This window comes from Nocardia sp. NPDC051756 (assembly GCF_040681495.1).
Lineage (GTDB): Bacteria > Actinomycetota > Actinomycetes > Mycobacteriales > Mycobacteriaceae > Nocardia.
This window is the reverse complement of sequence record NZ_JBFAYV010000008.1, coordinates 168533-191949: the sequence shown is the minus strand read 5'-3', so window position 1 is coordinate 191949 and position 23417 is coordinate 168533. Positions and strand designations below refer to the sequence as shown.

Annotated in this window: 22 protein-coding genes; 15 read left to right on the top strand and 7 right to left on the bottom strand. The window is 66.6% G+C overall.

Annotated features, from left to right (window positions below):
• The first annotated feature begins 7 nt into the window (after nucleotides 1–7).
• Nucleotides 8–550 carry an LppP/LprE family lipoprotein gene (locus tag AB0M22_RS33595; protein WP_364735498.1) on the top strand — a complete coding sequence of 181 codons (543 nt, stop codon included), beginning with the start codon at nucleotides 8–10 and terminating at the stop codon, nucleotides 548–550.
• A gap of 71 nt (nucleotides 551–621) precedes the next feature.
• On the opposite strand, the gene AB0M22_RS33590 is transcribed toward AB0M22_RS33595, so the two are convergent.
• Entirely contained in the window at nucleotides 622–969 is a 348-nt protein-coding gene (locus AB0M22_RS33590) for a helix-turn-helix domain-containing protein (RefSeq protein WP_364735496.1), read from the bottom strand.
• Nucleotides 970–1038: 69 nt separating this feature from the next.
• Here AB0M22_RS33590 and AB0M22_RS33585 point away from each other — a divergent pair, with 69 nt between their 5' ends.
• Nucleotides 1039–1602, top strand: a complete 564-nt coding sequence (locus tag AB0M22_RS33585) for a carboxymuconolactone decarboxylase family protein (RefSeq protein WP_364735494.1) — start codon at nucleotides 1039–1041, stop codon at nucleotides 1600–1602.
• Here AB0M22_RS33585 and AB0M22_RS33580 read toward each other — a convergent pair whose 3' ends face one another.
• Together AB0M22_RS33580 and AB0M22_RS33575 are read right to left on the bottom strand one after the other, a co-directional pair.
• Entirely contained in the window at nucleotides 1603–2289 is a 687-nt protein-coding gene (locus AB0M22_RS33580; protein ID WP_364735492.1) for a response regulator, read from the bottom strand. It abuts the gene before it with no gap.
• Nucleotides 2271–3959 carry a sensor histidine kinase gene (locus tag AB0M22_RS33575; RefSeq protein WP_364735490.1) on the bottom strand — a complete coding sequence of 563 codons (1689 nt, stop codon included), beginning with the start codon at nucleotides 3957–3959 and terminating at the stop codon, nucleotides 2271–2273. The genes AB0M22_RS33580 and AB0M22_RS33575 overlap by 19 nt, the downstream gene beginning before the upstream one ends.
• A gap of 146 nt (nucleotides 3960–4105) precedes the next feature.
• Between AB0M22_RS33575 and AB0M22_RS33570 the strand changes: the two genes are divergently transcribed.
• The 4 genes from AB0M22_RS33570 to AB0M22_RS33555 all read left to right on the top strand — a co-directional run bounded on the left by AB0M22_RS33570 (nucleotide 4106) and on the right by AB0M22_RS33555 (nucleotide 8178).
• Nucleotides 4106–4954 (top strand): ABC transporter ATP-binding protein, encoded by an 849-nt coding sequence (locus AB0M22_RS33570; RefSeq protein WP_364735488.1) that lies wholly within the window; start codon nucleotides 4106–4108, stop codon nucleotides 4952–4954.
• Complete coding sequence (locus AB0M22_RS33565; protein WP_364735486.1) at nucleotides 4944–5831, top strand: ABC transporter permease; 888 nt, start codon at nucleotides 4944–4946, stop codon at nucleotides 5829–5831. The genes AB0M22_RS33570 and AB0M22_RS33565 overlap by 11 nt, the downstream gene beginning before the upstream one ends.
• Nucleotides 5832–5833: 2 nt before the next feature.
• A complete protein-coding gene (locus AB0M22_RS33560; RefSeq protein ID WP_364735484.1) occupies nucleotides 5834–6886 on the top strand; it encodes an ABC transporter substrate-binding protein in 1053 nt (350 codons plus the stop codon).
• Nucleotides 6887–7269: 383 nt separating this feature from the next.
• Nucleotides 7270–8178 carry an alpha/beta fold hydrolase gene (locus tag AB0M22_RS33555; RefSeq protein WP_364735482.1) on the top strand — a complete coding sequence of 303 codons (909 nt, stop codon included), beginning with the start codon at nucleotides 7270–7272 and terminating at the stop codon, nucleotides 8176–8178.
• Nucleotides 8179–8389: 211 nt separating this feature from the next.
• Here the strand turns inward: AB0M22_RS33555 and AB0M22_RS33550 are convergent, their stop codons facing one another.
• Nucleotides 8390–9151: a siderophore-interacting protein gene (locus AB0M22_RS33550; protein ID WP_364735480.1), complete on the bottom strand. Its 762-nt coding sequence runs from the start codon at nucleotides 9149–9151 to the stop codon at nucleotides 8390–8392.
• 138 nt (nucleotides 9152–9289) lie between these two features.
• Between AB0M22_RS33550 and AB0M22_RS33545 the strand changes: the two genes are divergently transcribed.
• Both AB0M22_RS33545 and AB0M22_RS33540 read left to right on the top strand, forming a co-directional pair.
• Nucleotides 9290–10117: an NADPH-dependent oxidoreductase gene (locus tag AB0M22_RS33545; RefSeq protein WP_364735478.1), complete on the top strand. Its 828-nt coding sequence runs from the start codon at nucleotides 9290–9292 to the stop codon at nucleotides 10115–10117.
• Nucleotides 10118–10409: 292 nt separating this feature from the next.
• A complete protein-coding gene (locus AB0M22_RS33540) occupies nucleotides 10410–11849 on the top strand; it encodes an amino acid permease (RefSeq protein WP_364735476.1) in 1440 nt (479 codons plus the stop codon).
• 764 nt (nucleotides 11850–12613) lie between these two features.
• Here the strand turns inward: AB0M22_RS33540 and AB0M22_RS33535 are convergent.
• Nucleotides 12614–13273: a TetR/AcrR family transcriptional regulator gene (locus tag AB0M22_RS33535; protein ID WP_364735474.1), complete on the bottom strand. Its 660-nt coding sequence runs from the start codon at nucleotides 13271–13273 to the stop codon at nucleotides 12614–12616.
• A 47-nt stretch (nucleotides 13274–13320) separates the two neighbouring features.
• On the opposite strand from AB0M22_RS33535, the gene AB0M22_RS33530 reads away from it, so the two are divergent.
• The 5 genes from AB0M22_RS33530 to AB0M22_RS33510 all read left to right on the top strand — a co-directional run bounded on the left by AB0M22_RS33530 (nucleotide 13321) and on the right by AB0M22_RS33510 (nucleotide 17265).
• Nucleotides 13321–14340 (top strand): oxygenase MpaB family protein, encoded by a 1020-nt coding sequence (locus AB0M22_RS33530; protein ID WP_364735472.1) that lies wholly within the window; start codon nucleotides 13321–13323, stop codon nucleotides 14338–14340.
• Nucleotides 14341–14343: 3 nt separating this feature from the next.
• Nucleotides 14344–15687, top strand: coding sequence for an oxygenase MpaB family protein (locus AB0M22_RS33525; RefSeq protein WP_364735470.1), 1344 nt, complete (start codon nucleotides 14344–14346; stop codon nucleotides 15685–15687).
• Nucleotides 15684–16118 carry a 2Fe-2S iron-sulfur cluster binding domain-containing protein gene (locus tag AB0M22_RS33520; RefSeq protein WP_364735468.1) on the top strand — a complete coding sequence of 145 codons (435 nt, stop codon included), beginning with the start codon at nucleotides 15684–15686 and terminating at the stop codon, nucleotides 16116–16118. The genes AB0M22_RS33525 and AB0M22_RS33520 overlap by 4 nt, the downstream gene beginning before the upstream one ends.
• A 185-nt stretch (nucleotides 16119–16303) precedes the next feature.
• A complete protein-coding gene (locus AB0M22_RS33515; RefSeq protein ID WP_364735466.1) occupies nucleotides 16304–16513 on the top strand; it encodes a hypothetical protein in 210 nt (69 codons plus the stop codon).
• Nucleotides 16510–17265 (top strand): hypothetical protein, encoded by a 756-nt coding sequence (locus tag AB0M22_RS33510; protein WP_364735464.1) that lies wholly within the window; start codon nucleotides 16510–16512, stop codon nucleotides 17263–17265. The genes AB0M22_RS33515 and AB0M22_RS33510 overlap by 4 nt, the downstream gene beginning before the upstream one ends.
• 53 nt (nucleotides 17266–17318) lie before the next feature.
• Here the strand turns inward: AB0M22_RS33510 and AB0M22_RS33505 are convergent, their stop codons facing one another.
• Complete coding sequence (locus AB0M22_RS33505) at nucleotides 17319–19295, bottom strand: AarF/UbiB family protein (RefSeq protein ID WP_364735462.1); 1977 nt, start codon at nucleotides 19293–19295, stop codon at nucleotides 17319–17321.
• A 211-nt stretch (nucleotides 19296–19506) separates the two neighbouring features.
• On the opposite strand from AB0M22_RS33505, the gene AB0M22_RS33500 reads away from it, so the two are divergent.
• Nucleotides 19507–20493 carry an endonuclease/exonuclease/phosphatase family protein gene (locus AB0M22_RS33500; RefSeq protein ID WP_364735460.1) on the top strand — a complete coding sequence of 329 codons (987 nt, stop codon included), beginning with the start codon at nucleotides 19507–19509 and terminating at the stop codon, nucleotides 20491–20493.
• On the opposite strand, the gene AB0M22_RS33495 is transcribed toward AB0M22_RS33500, so the two are convergent.
• A complete protein-coding gene (locus AB0M22_RS33495) occupies nucleotides 20490–21902 on the bottom strand; it encodes an MDR family MFS transporter (protein ID WP_364735458.1) in 1413 nt (470 codons plus the stop codon). The two genes, AB0M22_RS33500 and AB0M22_RS33495, sit on opposite strands and share 4 nt — an antisense overlap.
• 663 nt (nucleotides 21903–22565) lie before the next feature.
• Here AB0M22_RS33495 and AB0M22_RS33490 point away from each other — a divergent pair.
• Nucleotides 22566–23402 carry a CPBP family glutamic-type intramembrane protease gene (locus tag AB0M22_RS33490; RefSeq protein ID WP_364735456.1) on the top strand — a complete coding sequence of 279 codons (837 nt, stop codon included), beginning with the start codon at nucleotides 22566–22568 and terminating at the stop codon, nucleotides 23400–23402.
• The last annotated feature ends 15 nt before the right edge of the window (nucleotides 23403–23417 follow it).

Here is a 23417-nt window from a genome sequence, read left to right as displayed (position 1 = left end):
ATCTTTCGTGGTGCGGATAGCTCGACCTGTCTTCGTGATGTGCGCCGGACTGACCGTGGCGGCGGCCGGATGTGCCGTCGACAACGACACGGGGTCATCGGAGACCCACGTGCACAACGCGGCGCCGACGACGTCGGGCCTGCCCGCCCGGTGCGGGGTCGACCTGACCGCGTCGGTGATCCAGTCCGCGATCGCCGCGCTGCCGGTCGAGCCGGTCACGCACGCGCCGTGGTCCAGCGACCCGCGCGGCTTCGAGGGGAACTTCGACCCGTGCGCCACGCTGTCGACCGTGATCGTCACGGTGCAGGGGGCGACCGGGAGTTCGCCGAACCAGGCCTTGCTGTTCCACCAGGGCGCCTACCTCGGCACCGCGACGCCCGAGGCGCACGGATTCACATCGCTGGACGTGGACCGCACCACCGACGACACCGTCGGATTGGCCTACAAGACCCCAGGCAGCTGCAACGCCTGTCCCGACGGCACCGTCACCCGCGTCCAATTCCATTGGGAGGGACAGAAAGTGCGCATGGTCGGCACGCCGCCGAAGTAGCCGCACGCCTTCTGATTTCCCGCACCGAGAATCGCATGCGAAACCTGGTGCGGGAAATCAGAAGGCGTGCGTCAGTGGTCGGCCCACCTCTGCACCCAGACCTGGAGGGGTGCGAGGGCGGTGACGAGGTCTAGGCCGTCCGTGCTCAGGTGGTAGCCGGTGGGTTCCGTGGCGAGGACGCCTGCCTCGCGGAGTTCGCGTAGTCGATCGTTGAGCACGCTCGCCGATACGCCGCCGCACAACGTCTGCAACTCGCGGAACGTCACCGCGCGTCCGTCGCGCAACTCCCACAGCACGCGCAGTGCCCACCGCCGGCCGAGCAGGTCCAGCAGCACCATGATCGGCCGCCCGGTCTGCGAGCCCCGGACCGGTGTGCCGACCGTCGGCATCTTGTCTGCTTCGGATTCCGAAGCTACCATCGTCACCATCCTTGCTCTGTTTTTCGAAGCAAGAATACTCCGTCATCGCCGCAAGCATGAGGATCTACCATGAGTGACACCGCACGGATCGCCCCGCTGAGCCCGCCTTATGCTCCCGAAATCGAGGCGCAACTGCTCAAATGGATGCCGCCCGGCTCGGCCATCGAACCGCTGGCCCTGTTCCGCACCCTCGCACTCCACGACGACCTCTTCGGCCGCATGCGCCCCCTTGGTGCAGGCATCCTCGGCCACGGCCGCATCCCGCCCCGCGATCGCGAGATCGTCATCCTCCGCACCTGCGCTCGCGCGAACGCCGAATACGAATGGGGCATCCACGCTGTAATCCAGGCTCCGGAGGTCGGATTGACCGCGGAGCAGATCGACGCAACGGTAGTCGGCAAGTCCGACGACCCGGCTTGGTCGGAGGGCGACACGGTCCTGCTCCGCCTTGTCGACGAAATGCACGACACCGCAACAGTTTCCGACCTTCTCTGGTCGGAACTCAGTGCTCGTTATCCCGACGACCAAGTCCTCGAACTGATCACCACCACCGGCTGGTACCGCCTACTCAGCACCGTAATCAACACCGCCCGTATCGAACACGAAACCTGGTCCCGCCGCTTCCCGGCCTGATCAGCGATCCGTCTTCGCCTCGCGGGTGACCGCCGAGTACTCCTGTTCCGGTCGCCCGGTGCTGCCGTAGCGCAGGCTCATGCGGAGGGTGCCGGCGCCGACGAGGTTGGCGAGGTAACGCTGGGCGGTGGCGCGGGAGATGCCGATCGCGGTGGCCACTTCGCCGGCCGAGAGTGGAGTGCCTGCTTCGAGGATCGAGTGCAGGACAAGGTCTTTGGTCGGGGAAGTGACAGTGGTCGGGGTGTGGGTGGTCGTGGTGGGGCGGAGGGCCTGGAGGGCGGCGTCGACGCGCGCGTTGTCCACCTGCGGGGCCGTGAGGATGCGGCGGTAGCGGGCATACGCGGCCAGGCGGGCCGCGAGTTCGGTGTGCGGGAAGGGCTTGACGAGGAAGGCGAGCGCGCCGGCGGACAGCGCGGCACGCACCGCGCCGCTGTCCGTGGAAGCGGTCAGAACCATGGCGTCGCAGCGTAATTCGCGGACGAAGTCGATGCCGGAACCGTCTGGTAGATAGACGTCGACGAGGGCTAGGTCGACCGGTTCGGCGGCCAGGATTTCGCGCGCGGTGGTCAACGTGTTCGCGGTCCCGGCGACGGTGAAACCCGCGATGGAGTCGACGATTCCGGCATGCAGGTTTGCCACGCGGAAATCATCGTCGACGACGAGAACGGTCAGATCTGATGGAGCCATGACGCCTTACTGTCTACGAGCACTTCGGGTATGCGGGCATTGAATTCGGCACCGGTCAACGGGGGAGTACCCCCGCGCGGACTGGCCAGCCGGACGTCGCCGCCGTGGTTACGGGCGATCTGGCGGATGAGTGCCAGGCCGACGCCGCGGCCACCGGGCACGTCGCCGCCGTCGCGGGTGGAGGTGCCCTCGGTGAACAGGACATCGATCAGCTCGGGCGCGACGCCGTCACCGCTGTCCGCGACGACGATGTGCAGCGTCGAATCCTCCTGCACCAGTTCGACTTCCACCTGCTTGACCGGATTGTCGGAGGCGCGCACAGCTTCGATCGCGTTGTCGAGCAGGTTGCCGAGCACGGTGGTGACGTCGACGGGGTCGGCGAGGCTGCCGTCCACCCAGGTGTTCGGGCCGAGCACCAGCTCGACGCCGCCTTCGCGGGCGTGCGCGGCCTTCGCCGCGAGGAACGCCTGTAGGTAGGCGTCGTGGATCGCGTCGATACCGGGCGCGGCGGCGCCGAGCGGCCCGGCGCCGATCATCTCGTCGATCGACCGTGAGGCTTCCTCGGTCCGCCCGCCGTGCAGCAAACCGCTGATCAGGTGCATTTTGTTGGAGAACTCGTGGCGCTGGGCGCGCAACACCGTGCTCATCGATTGCACGGCGTCGAGCTGGCGAGTCAGCGCCTCCACGTCGGTGCGATCGCGTACGGTCAGCACCGCGCCCAGGTCGCGCCGGTCCCGATGCACCGGGCGCGCGGCGACGACCACGATGTGCGAACCGACGGTGGCCGACGCGGGCTGCTCGTCGAGCCCGCGGAACACTTCGAGTACCCGTGGGGTCAGCCCGATCTCGTCCACCGGCCGCCCGATGTCCGCGCCGATGCCGAGCAGCCTGCGCGCCTCGTCGTTGACAAACGTTGTGCGCCAAGAAGAATCGACGGCCAGCACGCCGCGGCCGATGCCGTGCAACACCGCCGCCTGGCCGCGCACCAGCTCGGCGAGTTCGGCAGGCTCCAACCCGAGCGTCAGCCCGCGCCAACGACGCGCCAGCAGCATGGAACCCGCGATCCCGACCAGCAGCGCGGCACCGACCAGCAACCCGGCGGTCCGTAGATCGTCGAGCAGCTGATCGCGCACCGCGTCGGTCGAGATACCCACACTCACCGCGCCTACGATACGATCCGAACCAGGTTCCAGCACAGGAACTTTCGCCCGCACCGAATCGCCGAGCGTGCCCCGCTCCTCGGCGATCACCTCGCGCCCGGCCAGCGCGCCGGACGGATCGGTGCTCACGTGCTCGGTGATCCGCGCCGCGTCCGGATGCGCCAGCCGAATCCCGGAGTCGTCGGTGATCACCACGAACAACGCGTCGGTGCGCTGGGTGGTGTCGATCGCGATCCGCTCCAGCGGCCCGGCGGCCAACCGCTCGCGCAGCAGTGGGTCGGTGGTGATCGCCCCGGGCGCGTACTTGGTCACCTCCTCGCGAACCACGGGTTCGGCGGCGACCGTGCGGGCGATCGCGAGGGCGCGCTGGCCGTACCCGTCGCGCAGGCGCTGGTCGCTGAGGTAGCCGAAGACGGCGAAGGCGACGCCGAGGGTCAGGGTGACCACCACGATCTGCAACAGCAGAACTTGAGTCCTCAATCGCACGGCCGGCGCGCCCTCATTGGCCATTGGCGCAGCATAGACCACCCGTCGAGGGTGAGCAGAATGCGCAGAACCACCGAATCGGCACTTTGCACGGCTTGTGCGCACAAGCTCCGCGGTGTGATCGGGGCCACGTACGTTCGCTCTACCTCGATCTCGCAGGAGCTAGAACCATGAACCACCCACTCATCGAGCTGCGGAGCGCGACGAAGCGTTTCCCCGGCACCGGGGGCGGCATCCACACCGCCGTCAGGAACCTCGACCTGGAGGTCCGTCCCGGCGAATTCGTTTCCGTGGTCGGCCCGACCGGCTGCGGCAAGTCGACCACCCTGTCCCTGGTCTCCGGCCTCGAGCCGGCCTCGGCCGGCCGGACGCTGGTGCGCGGCAAGGACGTCGACGGCATCCCGGACGGCATCGGCTACATGTTCCAGCAGGACGCGGTGCTGCCGTGGAAGTCGGTGCTGGACAACGTCGCCCTCGGTCCGCGTCTGCGCGGCGCGTCGAAAGCCGAAGCGCGGGAAAAGGCTTCGGTCTGGGTGCACAAGGTCGGCCTGGCCGGGTTCGAGACCTACTACCCGCATCAGCTCTCCGGCGGCATGCGCAAGCGCGTCGCGCTAGCGCAGACGCTGGTCAACGACCCGGAAATCCTGCTGATGGACGAGCCGTTCAGCGCGCTCGACGTGCAGACCCGCCAGCTCATGCAGGACGAACTGCTGCGCGTGTGGGCGGGCACCGGCGCCGCGGTCATCTTCGTCACCCACGACCTGGAAGAGGCGATCGTGCTCGCCGACCGGGTGGTCGTCATGACCGCGAGCCCGGCGACGATATGCGGCAACTTCACCGTCGCGCTCGACCGACCGCGCGATGTCGAAGAGATCCGGCTCACCACCGAATTCCGCGATATCTACAAAGAGATTTGGGAAACGCTGCGCGACGAGGTCGAGGCGGCTCGAGCCACCAGGGGGACGGTAGCTGGCGGAGCCAGCGGGGCGGGTAAGGATGGTGCCTCCCGTGTCGCATAACGTCATCGAAAAGGATTCGGCCGCAACGCCGGTGCCGGAGAACGAGACCGAGGAGCAGATCCTCACCCGGGTGCGCACCAACGCCCGGCGGGTGCGCGTGCGCACCTGGGGTCTCCGATTGGCTTTGGTCGCACTGTGGCTCGGCTCCTGGGAGTTGACCGCGTCGCTGTGGATCGATCCGTTCTTCTACTCCAAGCCGTCGCTGATCTGGGACCGCCTGGTCGAATGGTTCACCGAAGGAACCCAATTCGGCTCGATCTGGTTGCAGATCTTCACCACCGTGCAGGAGGCCGTGCTCGGCTTCCTGATCGGCGCGGTCGCCGGTGTCGTGCTCGGCACGCTGCTCGGCCGCAGCCGGTACTGGGCCGACGTGCTCGCGCCGTTCATCAAGGCGCTCAACGCGGTTCCACGCATCGTGCTCGCGGCGCTGTTCATCATCTGGTTCGGTCTCGGGCTCAGCTCGAAGGTCGCGACCGTGGTCGTGCTGGTGTTCTTCGCGGTGTTCTTCAACGCCTTCACCGGTGCGCGGGAAGTGGACGGCAACGTCATCAACAACGCCCGCATCCTCGGCGCGGGCAAGCGGCAGGTGCTCACCGCGATCGTGTTGCCGAGCGCGACCACCTGGATCCTGTCCAGCCTGCACACCGCCTTCGGCTTCGCACTGATCGGCGCGGTTGTCGGCGAATACGCCGGTGCCAGTAAGGGTTTGGGCCTGCTGATCAGCAACGCTCAGGGCACCTTCGACTCGGCGGGCATCTACGCGGGCATGATCATCATCACGGTGATCGCGCTGCTCGCCGAATGGGCGATCGGCTTCGCCGAGGGCAAGTTGCTGAAATGGCGTCCGTCGCAGGCGACTTCGGGCCACGGGATCTGAGCATGAGGTACCGCAAACATGTGACGGTCGTCGTCGTTGCCATCGCCGCGCTGCTGCTGGCCACCGGATGCCGGGATTCCCGGCACATTCCGATGGCGAACGGGCGGCCGCAGATCACCATCATGGTCGGCGGGCTGGAGAAGGTGATCTATCTGCCCGCGATGCTCACCAAGCAGCTCGGCTACTTCGACAGCAACGACATCGACGTGAAGCTGCTCGGCGAGCAGTCCGGCGCCAATGCCGAAACCGCGCTGCTCACCGGCGATGTGCAGGGCGTGGTCGGGTTCTACGACCACACCATCGACCTGCAAGCCAAGGAGCAGTGCATCCAATCGGTGGTGCAGTTCTCCGATGTGCCCGGCGAGGTGGAGCTGGTCTCCAAGCAGGACGCGGCGACCATAAAATCGACCGCCGACCTGCGCGGCAAGAACCTGGGCGTCACCTCGCTCGGCTCGTCGACCGACTTCCTCACCCAGGCGCTCACCGGCCAGCAGGGCATGACCACCAAGGACTACACGCGGGTGAAAGTCGGTGCGGGACAGACGTTCATCGCCGGCATGAACCACAACGGCATCGACGCCGGCATGACCACCGACCCGACCGTCGCGCAGATGATCAACTCCGGTGAGGCCGAAATCCTGGTCGACATGCGCACCGAAGCAGGCACCCGCGCCGCACTCGGCGGCCTGTACCCGGCCACCTCGCTGTACATGAACTGCGCCACCATCGACGCCCACCCGGACATCGTGCGCAAGCTCGCGGCGGCCTTCGTGCAGACACTGAAGTGGATCAAAACCCATACGCCGGAAGAGATCGCGGCCAAAATGCCCTCGCAATACGCCAGCGCCGGCAAGGACCTCTACATCCAGTCCATCCGCGACTCCATCGGCATGTTCAACGGCGACGGCCTGATGAAACCCGAAGGCGCACAGAACGTTCTGAACATCCTGGGCAAGTACTCGCGCAACGTCGCCCCGATGAAAGACCGCATCGACCTGTCCAAGACCTACACCACCCAATTCGTAGAGGAGGCGTTGCGCGCGCCCAAGCAGTAGCGCGTTTTCGCGATGCGCCGCCCAGGAACCCTGGGCGGCGCATCGTCGCGTCAGCGGCCGATACCGATCGAGCTAGAGAACGTCGACAGGTTGCACGGGATATTGCCGGGGTAATTGACGCACGGCGGTGGTCCATCAATCGTGGTTGCCGGGTCGGTCACCGCGGGGGTCAAGGGCAGGCCCTCCGCTGTGGCGGGTGCGGCCATTACCAATGGTGCCGCGATGAGTCCGATGGTGGCGACCCAAAATTTCAAGCCAGGTTTCGACATCGAATACCTTTCAGCCGTGCTCGGGTTGGCGTGAGTTCTTCATCGTAGATGCGTGTCCTCGGCGGCACCCGGGCGTCGAGCGGATGGCCGGACTGATCGGCTACCGTCGAGCAGATGACGGGTCTTCCACGAAGTGGTGAGCGTCGAAGCGGCGATGCGATCGCCGCTCCGGTGGCATTTCCGCCGCGGCGGGCCGTCGCGTTGGACGATGGCTCGCGGGTCGATGTCCGGTTTGCGCCTGGTGCTTATCCCGTCCTTTTGCTGCATGGCTGGGCGTTGACCGCGGATGTGAACTTCTGTCATCTGATGCAGCCGGTTGCCGACGAGTACGGCCTGGTCGCGATGGACATGCGGGGGCATGGGCGGGGGCTGCCGTTGGGGGCGGGGGAGCGGTTCGATATCGCGCAGTGTGCCGATGATGCGGCTGCGGTGTTGGACGCGCTCGGCATCGATCAGGTGGTGGTGTGCGGGTATTCGCTGGGCGGGCCGGTGGGGCTGGAATTCGCTCGGCGACACCGGGATCGGGTGCGTGGGTTGGTGTTCGAAGCGACCGCGATGGCGTTCGACAGTGCGGAGGACAAGGTCGGGCGGGTGTTCTTTCGGGGGTTGCGGCCGTTCGCGCATCGCAGTGGCGGGATCGGGCGGTCGGTGCCGTTGTCGTATTTCTGGAAGGCGCGGTTCAAGTCCGAGGAGGTCGCGCGGCTGTGGCCGTGGTTGCGGGCGGAGCTGGGGCAGTGTCATCCGCGGGTGATCGTGGACGTGATCCTGGCCGAGTATGTCTTCGATTTCCGGCCGTATGCGGCGGAGATTGCCGAATTGCCGACCGCGGTTGTGGTCACCACGCGCGACGGTGCGGTGCCACCCAAAGATCAGCGTGAGCTGGCCGCGCTACTCGAGGCGCAAGTGATCGAACTCGATGCCGCACACGATGTCTTCCTCACCGACCCGGCGAAGTACGTTTCGGCGACCCGGTCGGCGATCGACGCCGTCCTTGGTGATCCGGGTGCAGAACGCGGGCTGTGAACGACGAATTCCCTTGGTCGACAAGGTCTCTCGGCGGTTGTTGCGGATCGCGAGAGAATTGTCGCTGCATCGTGCTCGTCGGGTACTAGAGCCGGTTGACCGATGGCGGGACGCCTCCATCGAGGCGTCCCGCCATCGGACGTACGTGCGTGTGCTCGGCCGCGCGCCGGTCGGTCAGCGACTTCGTGTGCGTCGGCGGCGCGGCTCGACCTCAGCTGGTCGCCGGCGCGGTCTCTTGCTGCTTGAGCTCGGCCTTCCACTCACGGAAGCCCTCTTCGGTCCGTCCGCGACGCCAGTACCCGGAGATCGAGTTCGCCCACTCGGCGGACACATTGCGCTCCCGGCGCACGTAGCGACGCATGTCGTGCATGACGGCCTGCGCCTCGCCGTGGATGAATACCTGGACCTGCCCGTCTTTCCACGGCGCGTTGCGCACGCTCTCGGCGAGCGCTTCGCCCGGAGCCTGCGTGCCGCGGTGCAGCCAGGTCAGCTCGATACCCTCGGGCTTCTGCAACGGCAGCTCGTCGTCCGGTCCGGAGACCTCGATGAACGCGTAGCCGACGGCCGTCGGGTCCATTGCCTCCAGTGCGGCGGCGATGGCGGGCAGCGCCGCCTCGTCCCCGGCCAGCAGGTGCCAGTCGGCGTCCGCGCGGGGCGAGTACGCGCCGCCGGGGCCGAACAGGTCGATGGTCTCGCCGGGCTGTGCCGCGGCCGCCCACGGTCCCGCGATGCCCTCGGCGCCGTGGTACACGAAATCGGCGGCGAGCTGTCCGGCGTCCTGGTCGATCGAGCGGATGGTGTAGGTGCGCAGCACCTCGATGCCGTCGCGCTCGAAGATGAACTTGACGTAGGAATCGGAGAACTTGCTGGCCTGGAACGTGGCGAAGCCGGGGCCGCCGAAGTGAACCCGGATCAGGTGCGGGCTCAGCCACTCGGTGCGCTGCACGGTCAGGGTGGTGCGGGGTCGGGCCATAGGTGTTCCTCCCACTACTAATTAGGGTTACCTTACCGACCCTACTCCGAGTTGATCTCCAAGGAAATCCAGACGGTGTTCGGCTCACCGTGCGAACAACCGCTGACGAACGCGCCGCCGCGGTCCAGGATGGCGGGCATGACCCAGACCGTGCCGACGCCGACCCACCTGGTGCAGCAGCGTTACCGCGACCCCCAGCCTACCGAGCCGGCCGACTGGAACCCGGTATTGCAGGTGCTGCACGAGCATCGTTCGGTTCGCCGCTATCTGGCCGACCCGGTCTCGGATGACACGCTGCGCCTGCTGATCTCGGCCGCTCAGTCCGCGCCGACCTCGTCGAATCTACAGGTGTGGAGCGTCATCGCGGTGCGCGATCCCGAGCGCAAGGCGCGGCTCGCGGCCTTGGCCGGCAATCAGGCACACATCCTGCAAGCGCCCGTATTGCTGGTCTGGACAGCCGATTTCGCGCGGCTGCGTCAACTCGCGGACGATCAGGAAGCTCCGCTCGACGGCGCCGACTACCTCGAATCCAGCTACGTCGGCTTCATCGACGCCGCCCTCGCCGCACAGAACGCCGTCGTCGCCGCGGAATCCCTCGGCCTCGGCACGGTCTACCTCGGCGCGCTGCGCAATCATCCGGAAGACGTTGCGGCAGAACTGAATCTGCCCCCGCAGGTCTTCGCCGTTTTCGGCCTCCTTGTCGGCCACGCGGACCCCAGCGAGGACGCCAGAGTCAAACCGCGCCTGCCCCAGGCCGCGGTCCTGCATCACGAAACCTACGACCTGACCGCCCAGCGCGAACACGTCACCGCGTACGAGTCCCGCATCGCGGAATTCTATGCCGAACAACAACTCTCGCACTCCTGGACCGAACGCGTACTGGCCCGCCTCGCCTCCGCCGCCAGCCTCAACGGCCGCCACCGCCTGCGCACCTCATTGGAGAACCACGGCTTCCACCTGAAGTGACACCAGCTACTCCTTGACCGACGTATTCGGGCCCGCTGCGGCAAGCGGGCCCGATCGGCTTTTGTCGATCGGGGTGCGAATCGTGTCCCCAGACGATCAGACGGCGGTTCTCCGTCGAGACCGGCTCTGACCTGCAATATTCGCTCCGGATTACGCTGCGGGTGATATCTGACCGGTAGCGTGACGTGCTGATCGACTCCGGAACATGCGATGATCCCATGTCATGTGTCCGGGGTCACCGACCGACGATCCTGGGCGTCGCGTCGTTGCCGCAAGAGAGAAGGACCGCACTATGACAGCCGCCGACAGTCATCTATCGGACGCTGGAACGCAGGATTCGACCGGCGACTCGGAGGGTTACTCCCGCGGCCTGAGCCCGCGGACCATTCAGATGATCGCCATCGGCGGCGCGATCGGCACCGGCCTGTTCTACGGTGCGGGCGGCGCGATCGAGCAGGCCGGCCCCGCGCTGATCCTGGCCTACCTGGCGGCGGGCGTGGCGATCTTCGTGATCATGCGCGCGCTGGGGGAGTTGCTCACCTATCGCCCGGTCTCGGGCAGTTTCGCCGAGTACGCGCACGAATTCCTCGGGCGCTACGCGGGTTTCGTGACCGGGTGGTCGTACTGGGCGGTGTGGGTCGCGACCTGCATGGCCGAGATCACCGTGGCGGGCAAGTACGTGCAGTACTGGTTCGATATCCAACCGTGGATCACGGCGCTGGTGGTGCTCGCGGTGATGTTCGCGGCGAACCTGATCTCGGTGCGCCTGTTCGGTGAGGGCGAGTTCTGGTTCTCCACCATCAAGGTCACCGCGATCATCGGCATGATCCTGCTCGGCATCGGCGTGCTGACCATCGGCTTCGGTCACGCCGCCAACCCGACCGTGACCAACCTGTGGGCCGACGGCGGTGTGTTCCCGAACGGATTCGGGCAGTCGCTGCTGGTGTTGCAGATCGTGCTGTTCGCCTATGTCGGTGTCGAGCTGGTCGGCGTCACCGCCGGTGAGGCCCGCGATCCGCGCAAGACCCTGCGCAAGGCGATCAACACGCTGCCGTTCCGGATCGGCCTGTTCTACGTCGGCGCGCTCATCGTGATCATGTCGGTGTCCAGCTGGCGCACGTTCCATGCCGGCAAGAGCCCGTTCGTCGAGGTGTTCCAGCAGATCGGCATCCCCGGCGCCGCGGGCATCATCAACTTCGTGCTGCTGACCGCCGCGCTGTCGTCCTGCAACTCCGGCATCTACTCGACCGGTCGCATGCTGCGCACGCTGTCGCTGCACGGCGAAGCGCCGTCGGCGCTGAACAAGCTCAGCTCGCGCCACGTGCCCTACGTCGGCATCTCGGCGTCGGCGGCCGCGATGGTCATCGGCGTGATCGTCAACATCATCTCGCCGGACAAGGCCTTCGCCTACATCACCTCGGTGAGCACCATCGGCATCATCTTCGTCTGGGGCATGATCCTGGTCTGCCACCTGATCTACCGGGCACGAGTCGCACGCGGCGAACTCCCCGCCGCGGACTACCGCCTTCCGGGCGCGCCGTACACCAGCGTGCTCGCCCTGGCATTCCTCGCGTTGGTGGTCGTCCTGCTGTTCTTCACCGAAAGCGGCCGCACCGCCGTCGTCGTAGGCGTCGTCTGGGCGGCCCTCGTCTCCGCCGGCTACCTAGCCCTGACCCGCCTCGGAAAGTCCACCAACACACCGAACCCCGCCCGCAACACCGCCGGCCGCTAGCGCCCGATCCCACCGCACCCCACGTGCGGTGGGATCGCCCGCGTCACCCCAACCGCAACACCCGCACACCTCCTGATCTCCCGCACACCGAATCGCATGCGATTCCCTATGCGGCAAATCAGGAGGTGTGCGGCTGTATTCATTCCGTGGCGAGCACAGCCGTGCACTGAGGTGCGACGACATGGTTCTACGCGGCAGCCGCATACCTCGTGATTTCCCGCAGATCGATTCGCGCGCGATTCGGTGTGCGGGAAATCAGGAGGTGTGCGGCCGGCCTCGCGTGATGAGCGCCCGGTGCTGCGAGCTGCGCACGATCGGCGCGCGCGGCAGGCGCCGATGGGTGCGCGCGATTGCTGGGCGCAATGGGTGCGCGCGGCAGGCGCGATGGGCGAGTTCGGCAGCTGGCCGCGATACTGCTGCGCACCACACGCACGCTTCTTGATTTCCCGCACCGAAAATCGCATGCAATTCCCGGTGCAGGAAATCAGAAGGCGTGCGGCTGTTCTCACCGCCCGGCGCGCGCGACTCCGCCGGGCGGACCTTGCCGCGGGTCCGTGTGCGTCGGCGCTTCGCTGGGAAGTAGTCGGGCGTTGGACGTCCTTGCCGCACGCTTCTTGATTTCTCGCACCGAGATTTGCATGCGATTTCTGGTGCGGGAGATCAGAAGGCGTGCGGCTGTTCTCGCCGCGTGGGGTGCGTGGTGGTTGGGGCTTGGGACTTCGCCGGGTGAACGTAGGCGCGGGGTTCGCGTGCGGCTCTTTTGTCTACTCGCGTTTTGCTCGTGAACGTTGGTGGGGGGTGGTTTTTGCTGGTGGGGGTGGTGGGCGGAAGTAGTTGAGGACTAAGCGGGTGATGTCGGTTAGGAAGCGGTCGCGGGAGACGGGGGGCTGGTCGAGGATGTAGCGGATGGCTAGGTGCTCGACGGCGCGGACTAGCATCCATGAGGCTGCTTCGAAGTCGACGTCGTCGGGGAGCGAGTGGCGGTGCATGGTCAGGGCGACGCGGGCCATCTCGCCGATCTGCTGCTCGAAAGCGAACACGGTGTTGTCGCCGCTGAGCCGCGGGGTCTGTTCGATGACCGCGCGGAGCAATGCCGGATGGCTGCCCAACGCGTCGAGCAGTGCGGAAATCGTTGCGGGAACCGCGATTTCGGGCGGCTGATGCAATTGGGCGAGCACGCTGCTGTGCACCCGGGACGCGACCTCGCTGTTGTAGCGCTCGATCACCGCGGTCACGATGGCGTCCTTGCCCGGAAAGTATTGGTACAGCGAGCCGGGGCTGATGCCGGCCGCGTCGGCGATCCGATTGGTGGACGCGCCGTCGTAACCGTGCTCGATGAGCACCCGCTGACCGGCGTCGACGATGCGCTGGACCATCTCCCGGGAGCGTTGCTGCTGCGGCGTTTTCCGCGTCTTCGGTGGCATCAGAAGACGAATTGAACGCGAGTATTTATTCGTGTCAGCATCATTTCATGGTTGCACACAATGACGTGGTGCACGAGAGCCACAGTGCACCCGTGCCGCTCGGTCCGGACTCGTTGACCTGGCAGATCTTCGGTTCCCTCTACTTCGCGCCGACCGGGCTGTTCCTCGGCATGGTGCAGAACATGCATCCCGGCCTCGGCGCGGGCGTCGAGTACCACTCGGAGATCAAGGACGAGTTCTATCAGCGGGTGCTGCGCTCGGCGTATCCGATCGTCGGCGTGGTCTTCGACGGCCCGCGGGCAGAGCAGACCGCCCGCGAGATCGTGAACTACCACCGCACGATCAAGGGCATCGATGAGCAAGGGCGGCGATACCACGCGCTGGACCCCGGTACCTTCTACTGGGCGCATGCGGTGTTCTTCGTGCAGACGCTGCGGGCGGGCGAACTTCTCATGGGCGGCCTCACGCCCACGCAACGCGAACAGCTCTGGCGCGAGCAATACCAGTGGTACGAGATGTACGGCATGAGCATGCGGATCGTCCCGAAGAGCTGGCCGGAGTTCCAGGACTACTGGAATGACATGTGCGAGAACGTGTTAGAGCCGACGCAGGCAGCATGGGACGTCTATCGACTGGCCGAGAACGCCCCGGTGCCGCCGTTCCCGGTCTTGGATCTGCTGCCGAAGCCCTTGTGGGAAAAGATGCTTCGACCCTTCGGCGCGAAGTTCTATCAGTTCGTCACCATCGGCCTGTGCGACCCCTCGATCCGCCGCACGATGGGCTTCACCTGGACCCGCCGCGACCAGTTCTGGTTCGACCGCTGGTGCGCCCTGTTCACCGCGATGAACCGGGTGACACCGGACGAGATCCGCTACTTCTTCCCCCGAATCCGCGCCGGCCGCCGTCGCGAACGCGGCCTACGCCCCGCGACACTCCCACCACCGGAAGCCCCCGAATTGCTCTGGCCCGCAACCGAGCACCGCGCCGACCCCAAGCACTACTGCCCGGTCCACGCCGACCACGGCACGACCCCCACCACGAAATTCCGGCAACTGACAGGATTTTGACCGATGCTGGACGTGAACACCGACGCACATCCCTATGACTACTACTACCGCCAGGGCATGCCGCTGCGCCCGCCGCCACCGCGCGCCGTCGCCTCCGAATTGTGGTACGAGCCAAGGAAATCGATCCTCGCCCCGTGGATCGACGTGCGCCCGGTGCCCGCCGAGACCCCACGCACCCGCCTGATGGCCGACCATCTCTGGCAGGGCGACGAGCCGATGGATCGGCTGGTCGCCGCATTCCAGCGAATCGGCACTGCCGACGGCCGACGCCTGCTCGACCAGGCCCTGGACCACGGCATCGACACCCTCGACGACCCGCCCGCGGAACTCGTGAGTCTCTTCGCCGCCCTCGACAACCCACCGGACTGGTACGACCCCGACCTCTGGGAACACGGCCGCCAACTGTGGATCAACGTCTCCACCTCCGGCAAACTCGCCATGGGCGTGCAGGACTTCATGGGCACCTTCGTCGGCGCCGAGGTCGCCTCCGCGACGGGAGCCACCGGTCGCTTCGTCAACGACCCCGACCGGCGAAACCTGGAGACCTCCACCTGGTTCCGCAACGTGACCGTCCGCGGCGGCATGGACCGCTGGTCCCCGGTCTTCAAAGACACTGTCCGCGTGCGCCTCATGCACGCCCAGGTCCGCGCCGGCCTCCGCCGCGCCTGGGGCCCCGACCATTTCGCCGTCCACGGCAACCCGATCTCCAACAGCACCATGATGGGCGCGGCGGTGACCTTCGGCATCTCACCCATGTGCTTCGACCACACCCACGGCCGAAAATCCACTGAGCGGCAACGGAATGCGGTGATGCACTACTGGGCCTACATCGCCCACGTCTTCGGCGTCGCCGACGAACTGATCCCGCGCACCGCCGTCGAAGGCATGGAGATGTCGGACTACATGGTCGCCACCGCCGGCGTCGCACCGGAGTGGACCGCGAACATGGCCGGCGCCGCAACCCACCGCCTGGCGAACGCTACCGGCATCACCGATCGACTGAAAGTCCAAGCGACAGCACCACTACTCGGCCTGCTGGCCTACTTCAGCAGCGAACCCCTTGTCCGAGAGTTGGTCCGCAGCACACCATTACGCGACGTACCGGTGCAGCCATGGTCGACCCTGACCGGTGTCGCGGCCGCCCTCGACGTCCGGCTCCGTGCCCTCGACGACGCACTACCCGGCGCGCACAACCGCATGATCCGCCGAGCATCCGCCGATGACCCGGTCTGGCGCCGCAACACGAAGATCGCGAAACTCCTCGCCGCCCGCGTCGGCATCTACGGCACCCCCTACGACCAACACGACGACTCGGCCACCGGCCTCGCCCGCTGCCCCGTCCGATGACCCCGATCCCGCCCCTGGTCGTCGAATTACGCCGATCCGGCCGCACAGTCCTTGTGCCACCCGCCCTGACCGTGCTCGAGGCATTGGAAAACGAGGGCATCCCCATCGACTCGATGTGCCGAGCAGGCATCTGCGGAACCTGCGAGACAACCGCCCTCGCCGCGACCGAACTGCTTTCACCGAGTGCACCGTGTCGCGCGACTGAATCGCGATTGGCCGATGCGCCGAATCCCGCGACCGCACAAGGCTCGCCGGGTGCGTCGCGTCGAGCGACCGAATCGCGCTCGGCCGGCACGCTGTGTCCCGCGACCGAACCGGGATTGCCGAAGCCGCTGCTCGCGGCTGGGTCTCCCATCGATCACTACCCCGGGACGGTCCGCCTCTGCATAACGGCGCCCGGTACGCTCACCCACCTGGTCTTGGATCTGTAGCAAGGCCGCACACCGTCGTGTAGCTTCATCCCCGCGCTGAGGATCCGTACCAATCCGACGCCAACTCCGTTGTGATCATGCCGACGCGCGCAGCAACCCGACCGATGGCACAGTAGCGTTGCCCTCGACAAGACCGGGGGAACCGTAGGGGCCGATTCGGTAGTGAGTCGAGCGGAGGCAGCGACATGGCAACGAAGACGTTGAACGACCTGGTACCGGGTGAACTGCCCGCCGGAATCGCCGCCTTGGCACCGGAGGTCCAGGCCCAACTCGCCACGGTGGTCGCCGAGGCCCGGCGCAAGCAGGCGAAGGATCTCGAAACCGCCGCCTACTCGCTGCTCGATTTCGTGCCCCGCTTCCTGCGCGGCGCGGTGAAGAAGGCGGCGGGCCTGTGACCGACGCGACGAACGCCCAGATCATCAAACTCGCCCGCACCCTCGGCGTTCCGGTCAATCAGCTCGCCTACCTCACCGATGTCCCGGCCACTGATCTCAGAGACTTCCGTTTCCAGGTCGCCGACCTGCTGTTCGAAAGCCAATCCGGCGGCCTGCGCAAGGTCGCCGCGGCCGCCAAGGTGATCCCCGCCCCGGTCATCGCCAAGCTGGTCGCCCGCAGCCGCAACGCCCTGCTCGCCGCGCGGATGGCCGGCGTGCTCGAACCGGCGCACGCGGTCGACGTCGCCAAGCGCCTCCCGGTCGACTTCCTCGCCGAGGTCGCCCCGCTGCTCGACCCGCGCCGCTCGGCCTATCTCATCGCCGGCGTCCCGACGGACACCATCGTCGCGGTCGGCAAACTACTTGCCCGGCAAGAAGATTGGATCACCCTCGGCGACCTGATGGCCGCCGTCTCCGACGAAGCCGTCCGCGCCGCGCAGGCCGCCCTCGACGGCACCGCACTGCTCCACTCGGCGTTCCTCATCGACGACACCGAGCACCTCGAACGCCTGGTCGGCCTGGTCCCCGAGCAGAAGCTCGCCGAAATGCTCAAAGCCGCAGCCGAACACGACCTGTGGGACGAATACCGCAGCACCCTCGGCGGCCTCTCCGACTCGGCCCTCGCGGTCGTCCGCGCCGCGGTCGACCAACTGCCACCCGAACACCGCGACCGCGCCCTCGCCGAAATCGCCGACCGCCGCACAGCCTCGTAACACTCAGGCCCGCACCGACTCCGAATCCCGAGCGCTGCCCGCCTCGTAAACGCTCAGGCCCGCAACAACGTCCGAATCCCCAACACCGCCCCGATCAACCCCAGCGCGGCCGCGAGCACCGCCGAAACCGCGACCCCGTCGATCAATTCGGCGTCGCTCCCGGCCACCAACAGCACCGCCGCGGCCACCACACACGCCGCCGCGAACAACGCCGTGATCAACCGCTGCACCAACCCCGAGACGAACGCCCGATCACCGGGATGCTCGAAGACCCGCACCCCGACGTTGAACCGCCCCGCCGCCAGATCGGCGCTGATCTTGTCGATCCGTCCCGGAAGTCGTTGCAGCACCGGAAGAATCGCCAACGCCTGCCCCTTGGCCCGAATCGCGAGCCGATCCGGCGCCAGCATCGGCGCGAGCACATCATCACCCACTTGCCGTGCGGCGACCAGCAATTCGAAACCCGGATCGAGCAACAGCAACGTCCCCTCCACCGACGCCAGCGTCCGGAACACGCCGGCGATCTGACCGGGAATCGCGAACCCGGCCGAGGTGATCAGCCCGATCATCTCGGTGAACAACGCCTTGCTGCCCCCGGCCCCGAATCCACCCCGGAACCGCACGATGACTTGCCCGATCCGCCGCTCGAACGCCCGCCGCTCGAACTCCGCGGGCGCACCGAGCAGCCGCAACATCGCCTCGGTCGCACCGACCGAGTCATCGCCCTCGATCGAGACCAGGAACGCCGCCAACGCCAGCCGCTCGGTCTCGTCGAGCCGGCCCACCGCGCCGAAATCGAGCAGCCCGAGCCTGCCCGCATCGTCGACCAGCACATTGCCCGGATGCAGATCGGCATGGAAGACCCCGGCCACCAGGATCTGCCGCAGCGTCTCGGCCAGCAGCGTCGATGCGGCCAAGGCCCTTGTCTGCGAGTCGAGTTCATCGAGCATCCGCCGCGCCGACCCGACCGGCGTACCGTCGAGCCGCTGCATCACCAGCATGGTCGACGACGAATACTCCGGATACGCCACCGGAATCGTGATCGCGCATTCGCCGCTCGTGGAATCCCGCAGTGCCGCAGCGAGATTGCGCATGTTGTCCAGCTCGATCGTATAGTCCAGCTCCTCGGTCAACGACGCGGCGAAACCCTCGACCAGATCGGCGACACCCATCTCCCGCGCCCACTGCGCTTCCCGCTCCAACCTCCCGGCGAACCGCCGCATGATCTGCAAATCTCGCCGGACCTGTACCCGAGCCCCCGGCCGTTGCACCTTCACCACCACCCGGCGGCCATCCAGCAGCACCGCGGCGTGCGCCTGCCCGACGGAAGCGGCGGCCAAGGGCTCCTGCTCGATCGACGCGAACACCTCGCCGCTCGGCCGCCCCAGCTGCGCCGCGATGATCAACTCCACCTGCGTCCACGGCAACGGCGTCGCATCGGTCTGCAACGTCGCCAGCTGATCGGCGAGCGTCGCCGGAATGACATCCCTTCGCGTGGACAGCATTTGACCGAGCTTGACGAACGTGACGCCCGCATCGTTCAACGCGTCGCGCAGATTGGCCGCCGCCGCACTGGTCCGATCCGGATGCGCCCGCGACCCGCGCAGCAGGAACCCGCCGAGCCCGTGCCGGACCAGCACCCCGAGCAACTGCCAGTACCGAATCGCCTCCTGCCGCGACCGCCGCGCCGCCCGGAACACTGCGATCGGCCCGGGAATCGACCCACTCGGCAGGACGATCTCCGCGACATACAGCACCGCGAGCAACAGCACGAAGATCCACGCCCACAACAACACCACCACGGCGAACGCGCCCCACGGATCCTGGATCCGATCCGCCGCGTCGACCAGCCCGAGCTTGCGCGCCAACCCGGTCGCCGCCGCCGACCCGGTCACCGGGAACACCGCCGAGAGCACGATCGTCCGCGGCCACCCGACCGGCGATCCGATCACCCGCCGGGCCACGGTCGCGATGAGCCAGACCGTCAGCCCCCAGCCGGCAATCACGAAAACCGCCGCCACCCCTGTCATCACGACCACCCGCGATTCGTCACACGGCCGAGCATGCCGCAGCCCACGGGCCCTGAACATCGGGGATCACCCTGATCCCCGACGGCGTACGCGGCACATAGCCGGGGGATGAACAGACATTTTCAGGTAGTCGAGTACGCGTCTGCGAACGCCTCGGCGGGTCGACAATTGAGGGGTATGGACGGTCGGGGCCTTGATGAGGATGTGTGCAATGGTCACCCTGCGTATCGCGACGTTCAATCTCGAAAATTTCGATGAGACGCCGAACCCCACCCCCTTCGAGCCGACCCTGGCAGACCGCATCGCGGTGATGCGGCCGCAGATCAACCGACTGCGCGCCGACATCCTGTGCTTGCAGGAGGTGAACGGCCAGGAGCGCCCCGGACGGCCGCGGTCATTGATCGCGCTGACCGACCTGTTGCAGGGCACCGCCCTGGCCGGCTGGAACATCGTCTCGACCGAGAAGGCCAACGGCGAGGTGTTCGACGAACGCAACCTCGCGGTGGTCACCTCGCTGCCGGTCACCGCGCACCGGCAACTGCTCAACGACCTGGTCGCGGCCCCGGTCTACCAGGTGCTGACCGCGAATCCGCCTGCGGCGCAACCACAGTCGATCGGCATCGAACGCCCGATCCTGCACGTCGAACTCGACCTGCTCGGCGCACCGCTGCACGTCATCGTCGTGCACCTGAAGTCCAAGCTGCCCACCGACATCGCCGGCCAGAAGCTCGATCGCTTCACCTGGCGCGACGCGGGCGCGGCCGCCGAGGGCTCGTTCCTGTCCGCGATGAAACGGATGAGCCAGGCCGTCGAGGTCCGGCGGCTGGTCGACCAGATCTTCGACCAGGACCCGGCGGCCCGCATCGTGGTGGCCGGCGATTTCAACTCCACCGCCGACGAGGTGCCGCTGGTCGCGATCCGCGGCGACGTCGAGGACACCGGCAACGGCGCGCTGGCCGGTCGGGTCTTGGTCCCGCTGGAGAACACCGTCCCCGAGTCGTCGCGCTACTCGCTGTTCCATCACGGCAAGGGGCAGATGCTCGATCACCTGCTGGTCACCCGGAACCTGCTGGCCAACTACCGCGGCACGGAGATCCACAACGAACTGCTGCACGACGAGTCCGCCGACTTCGCCACCGACCGCAAGTTCCCCGAGTCCGACCACGCGCCGGTGGTCGCGACCTTCGACTTCGCCTAGCTGATCACGGTCTTGCGGCTCGGCATGCAGGCCGAGGCCAGCACCATCACGGCGGCCATCACCGCGACCGTGATGAAGACCAGATGCACCGCCGAGGACAACGTCGAGGGCAGCGGATGATCGGTGTCGCCGATGCGCGAGTTCACGATCGCGCCGAAGACCGCGACGCCGACCGCGCTGCCGATCGAGCGGGCGAACATATTGGCCGAGGTCACCACGCCGCGCTCGGACCAGTCCGCGCTGGTCTGCGCGGCGATGAGGGTGGGCGTCGCGACCAGGCCCATGCCGATGCCGATCACGAAACACGAGCCGGCGATCTGCCACAGCGTCGAATCCTCAGCGATCAGCAGGGTGGTCACCGCACCCACCGTGGCCAGTCCGCTGCCGATCAGCGCGGTCGCGCGGAATCCGATGCGCAGGTAAACCTTTCCGGCCTGGGAGGCGGCGATCGGCCAGCCGAGGGTGAGCGCGCCGACGGTGAGTCCGGCGACCAGCGCGCCGGTGCCGAGCACGCCCTGCGTGAAGGTCGGAACATAGGAGGTCAGGCCGATCAGGATCGCGCCGACGAGAACTGAAACAAGGCTGCTCGCGATGACCACCCGGCGGGTGAACACCCACAGCGGCAGGATCGGATTCGTCGCCCGCCGCTCGACCAGGCCGAACAGCACCAGCAGCAGCGTGCCGCCGACGAAGATGCCGAGGCTGGTGGGGGAGTTCCAGGCCCAGGCCTGACCACCCTCGAGCAGGCCGAGGATCAAAGCACCGGCACCCACGGTCAAGAGGGCAGCGCCGAGATAGTCCACCTTCTGCTTACGCCGCGGCGCGCTCTCGGAGAACTTGCGCAGCAGCATCCAGGCCGCGACGGCCGAGAGCGGCAGGTTGATCAGGAAGATCCAGCGCCAGCTGACGTAATCGGCGAAGACCCCGCCGAGCAGCGGACCGGCCACCGAGGACATCGCCCACACGCTGGCCAGATAGCCCTGCACCTTGGCCCGCTCGGTGAGGGTATAGAGGTCGCTCGCGATGGTCATGGTCATCGGCTGGATCGCGCCGGCGCCGATGCCCTGCACCGCGCGGAAGATGATCAGCCCGAGCATGCTGGTCGCCAGCCCGCACAGCAGCGAGCCGAGCGCGAAGACCGCGATGCCGAACATCAGCACCGGCTTGCGCCCGACCGTGTCGGCGAGCTTGCCGTAGATCGGCACGGTCACCGCCTGTGCCAGGAGATATATGGAGAACAACCAAGGGAACTGGGCGAACCCGCCGAGCGTGTCGGTGATCGTCAGCACCGCGGTGGCGATGATGGTGGAATCCAGCGCCACCAAGCCGGTCGCCAGCATCAGCGCGCCGAGGATGGCCCCGCGCTCCGATCGGAAGCCGACGCCCGATGCCACTGTCTCGGTTGCCACGCGTGCGGCCCCTTTCGTTTGTCCGACTAATCACCTTCAACGAACGTAGTCCGGACCCAGCTATTCCCGCTCGGAATATTTTCGGCGCCCGGTGGTCGAGGAGTCCCGCCGCGGGCCTGCGTTCGGCCGGAGTCGGCACCGATCGAGCCCGGCCCGGGTAGGGCGGCCTTGGTTCGGTGTTGGACGGGCGTACATAAGGAGTTGTACGACCGCACACCTCCGGCAAACAATTGGCAATCAAATTCGCGTGACGTGATGTTCCAGCGAACGGCGCCGAATGTTTCGGGCAGTTGAATGCGCCGGTATGAATAGTTGACCGGGGTTTGTCCGACCAGGTGAAATCGGACGAAAAAACGGCGCGAATCGGACGTATAACCCGCGGTGCATGCGGAGGTCCTTACTCCGTATAAACCCGGTGGTCCAGCTCACAGGAGCTTCCAGGTGGAAGCTGTAGACAGTCATCTCAGTACGGTTGTACTGTCTGCCGATGTGTTCAGGACGACGCCGCAGGTAGGTGATGTAAGAGCTCGGGCAGTAGAGCAAAAGTCACTGATGTTTTCCTCGACCTGCGTGTAATTAAGTTGTCCTTGCGTGAGGGCGCGGACGACCCCACTCCACTCATATGTAAAGACCGACCCGACCGGAAGTGAACGGGGCCTCCCGATGGAAATCTTCTGCATAATTCTGCTTGTCTATCTCGTGTTCGCCGAGCCATTCTTCGAGATATTCTCGGTCCGCGTCTTCACGAAGGAATTCGGTGAACGGTCCGACGCGCGCGTCCGCCTGTATCAGGGCGGCGTCTTCCGGACCTGGGCCACCCTGGCCGTCATCCTGGTCGCCTTCGCGATCAGCGGCACCTCGGTGCATGAGCTCGGCCTGACCCACTTCGACTTCTCCGTCTTCCGTGGCTTCTCCCTCGCCGAGAAGATCATCAGCCTGGCCATCGTCGCCGTCTACGTCTCGTATCTCCTTGGCCCCGTGCTGATTCCGCTGGTCGGCGGTCGCCGTGGCAAGGACTGGATCGCGCAGAAGATCGAGTACGTCGTCTTCATCACCCCGGAGACCTCGATCGAGCGGTTCTGGTGGCTGGCCAACTCGTTCAGCACGCCCGCCGAGGAGGTCGTCTACCGCGGCTTCACCATCTATGCGGTCGCGCTGCTCTGGCCGGACCTGCCGTTCTGGATCCTGATCATCGTTGCCGGTGGCGTCATCGATGGCCTGCGGCACGGATTCCGGCCCGCCGTCTCCGCCCAGGTGATATTCGGCGGCGTCGCCCTCGCGCTGACCTACAAATTGACCGGCGCGATCTGGCCGACCATCGCGGTGAAGCTCTTCCACGATCTGCGCGTGCTGGCATTCCCGCTGGCCCAGGCGCGGCAGAACCTGGCCGCGCGCGGATTGTCCGAAATTCCCGGGAAAACCCTCACCGATCACAATGTCCCCGCCGTCGCGGACAACACTGAAAATTCAGTCGAGCCACGTACTTCTGTTTCTACGTAGTAGGGATAGTGCTAG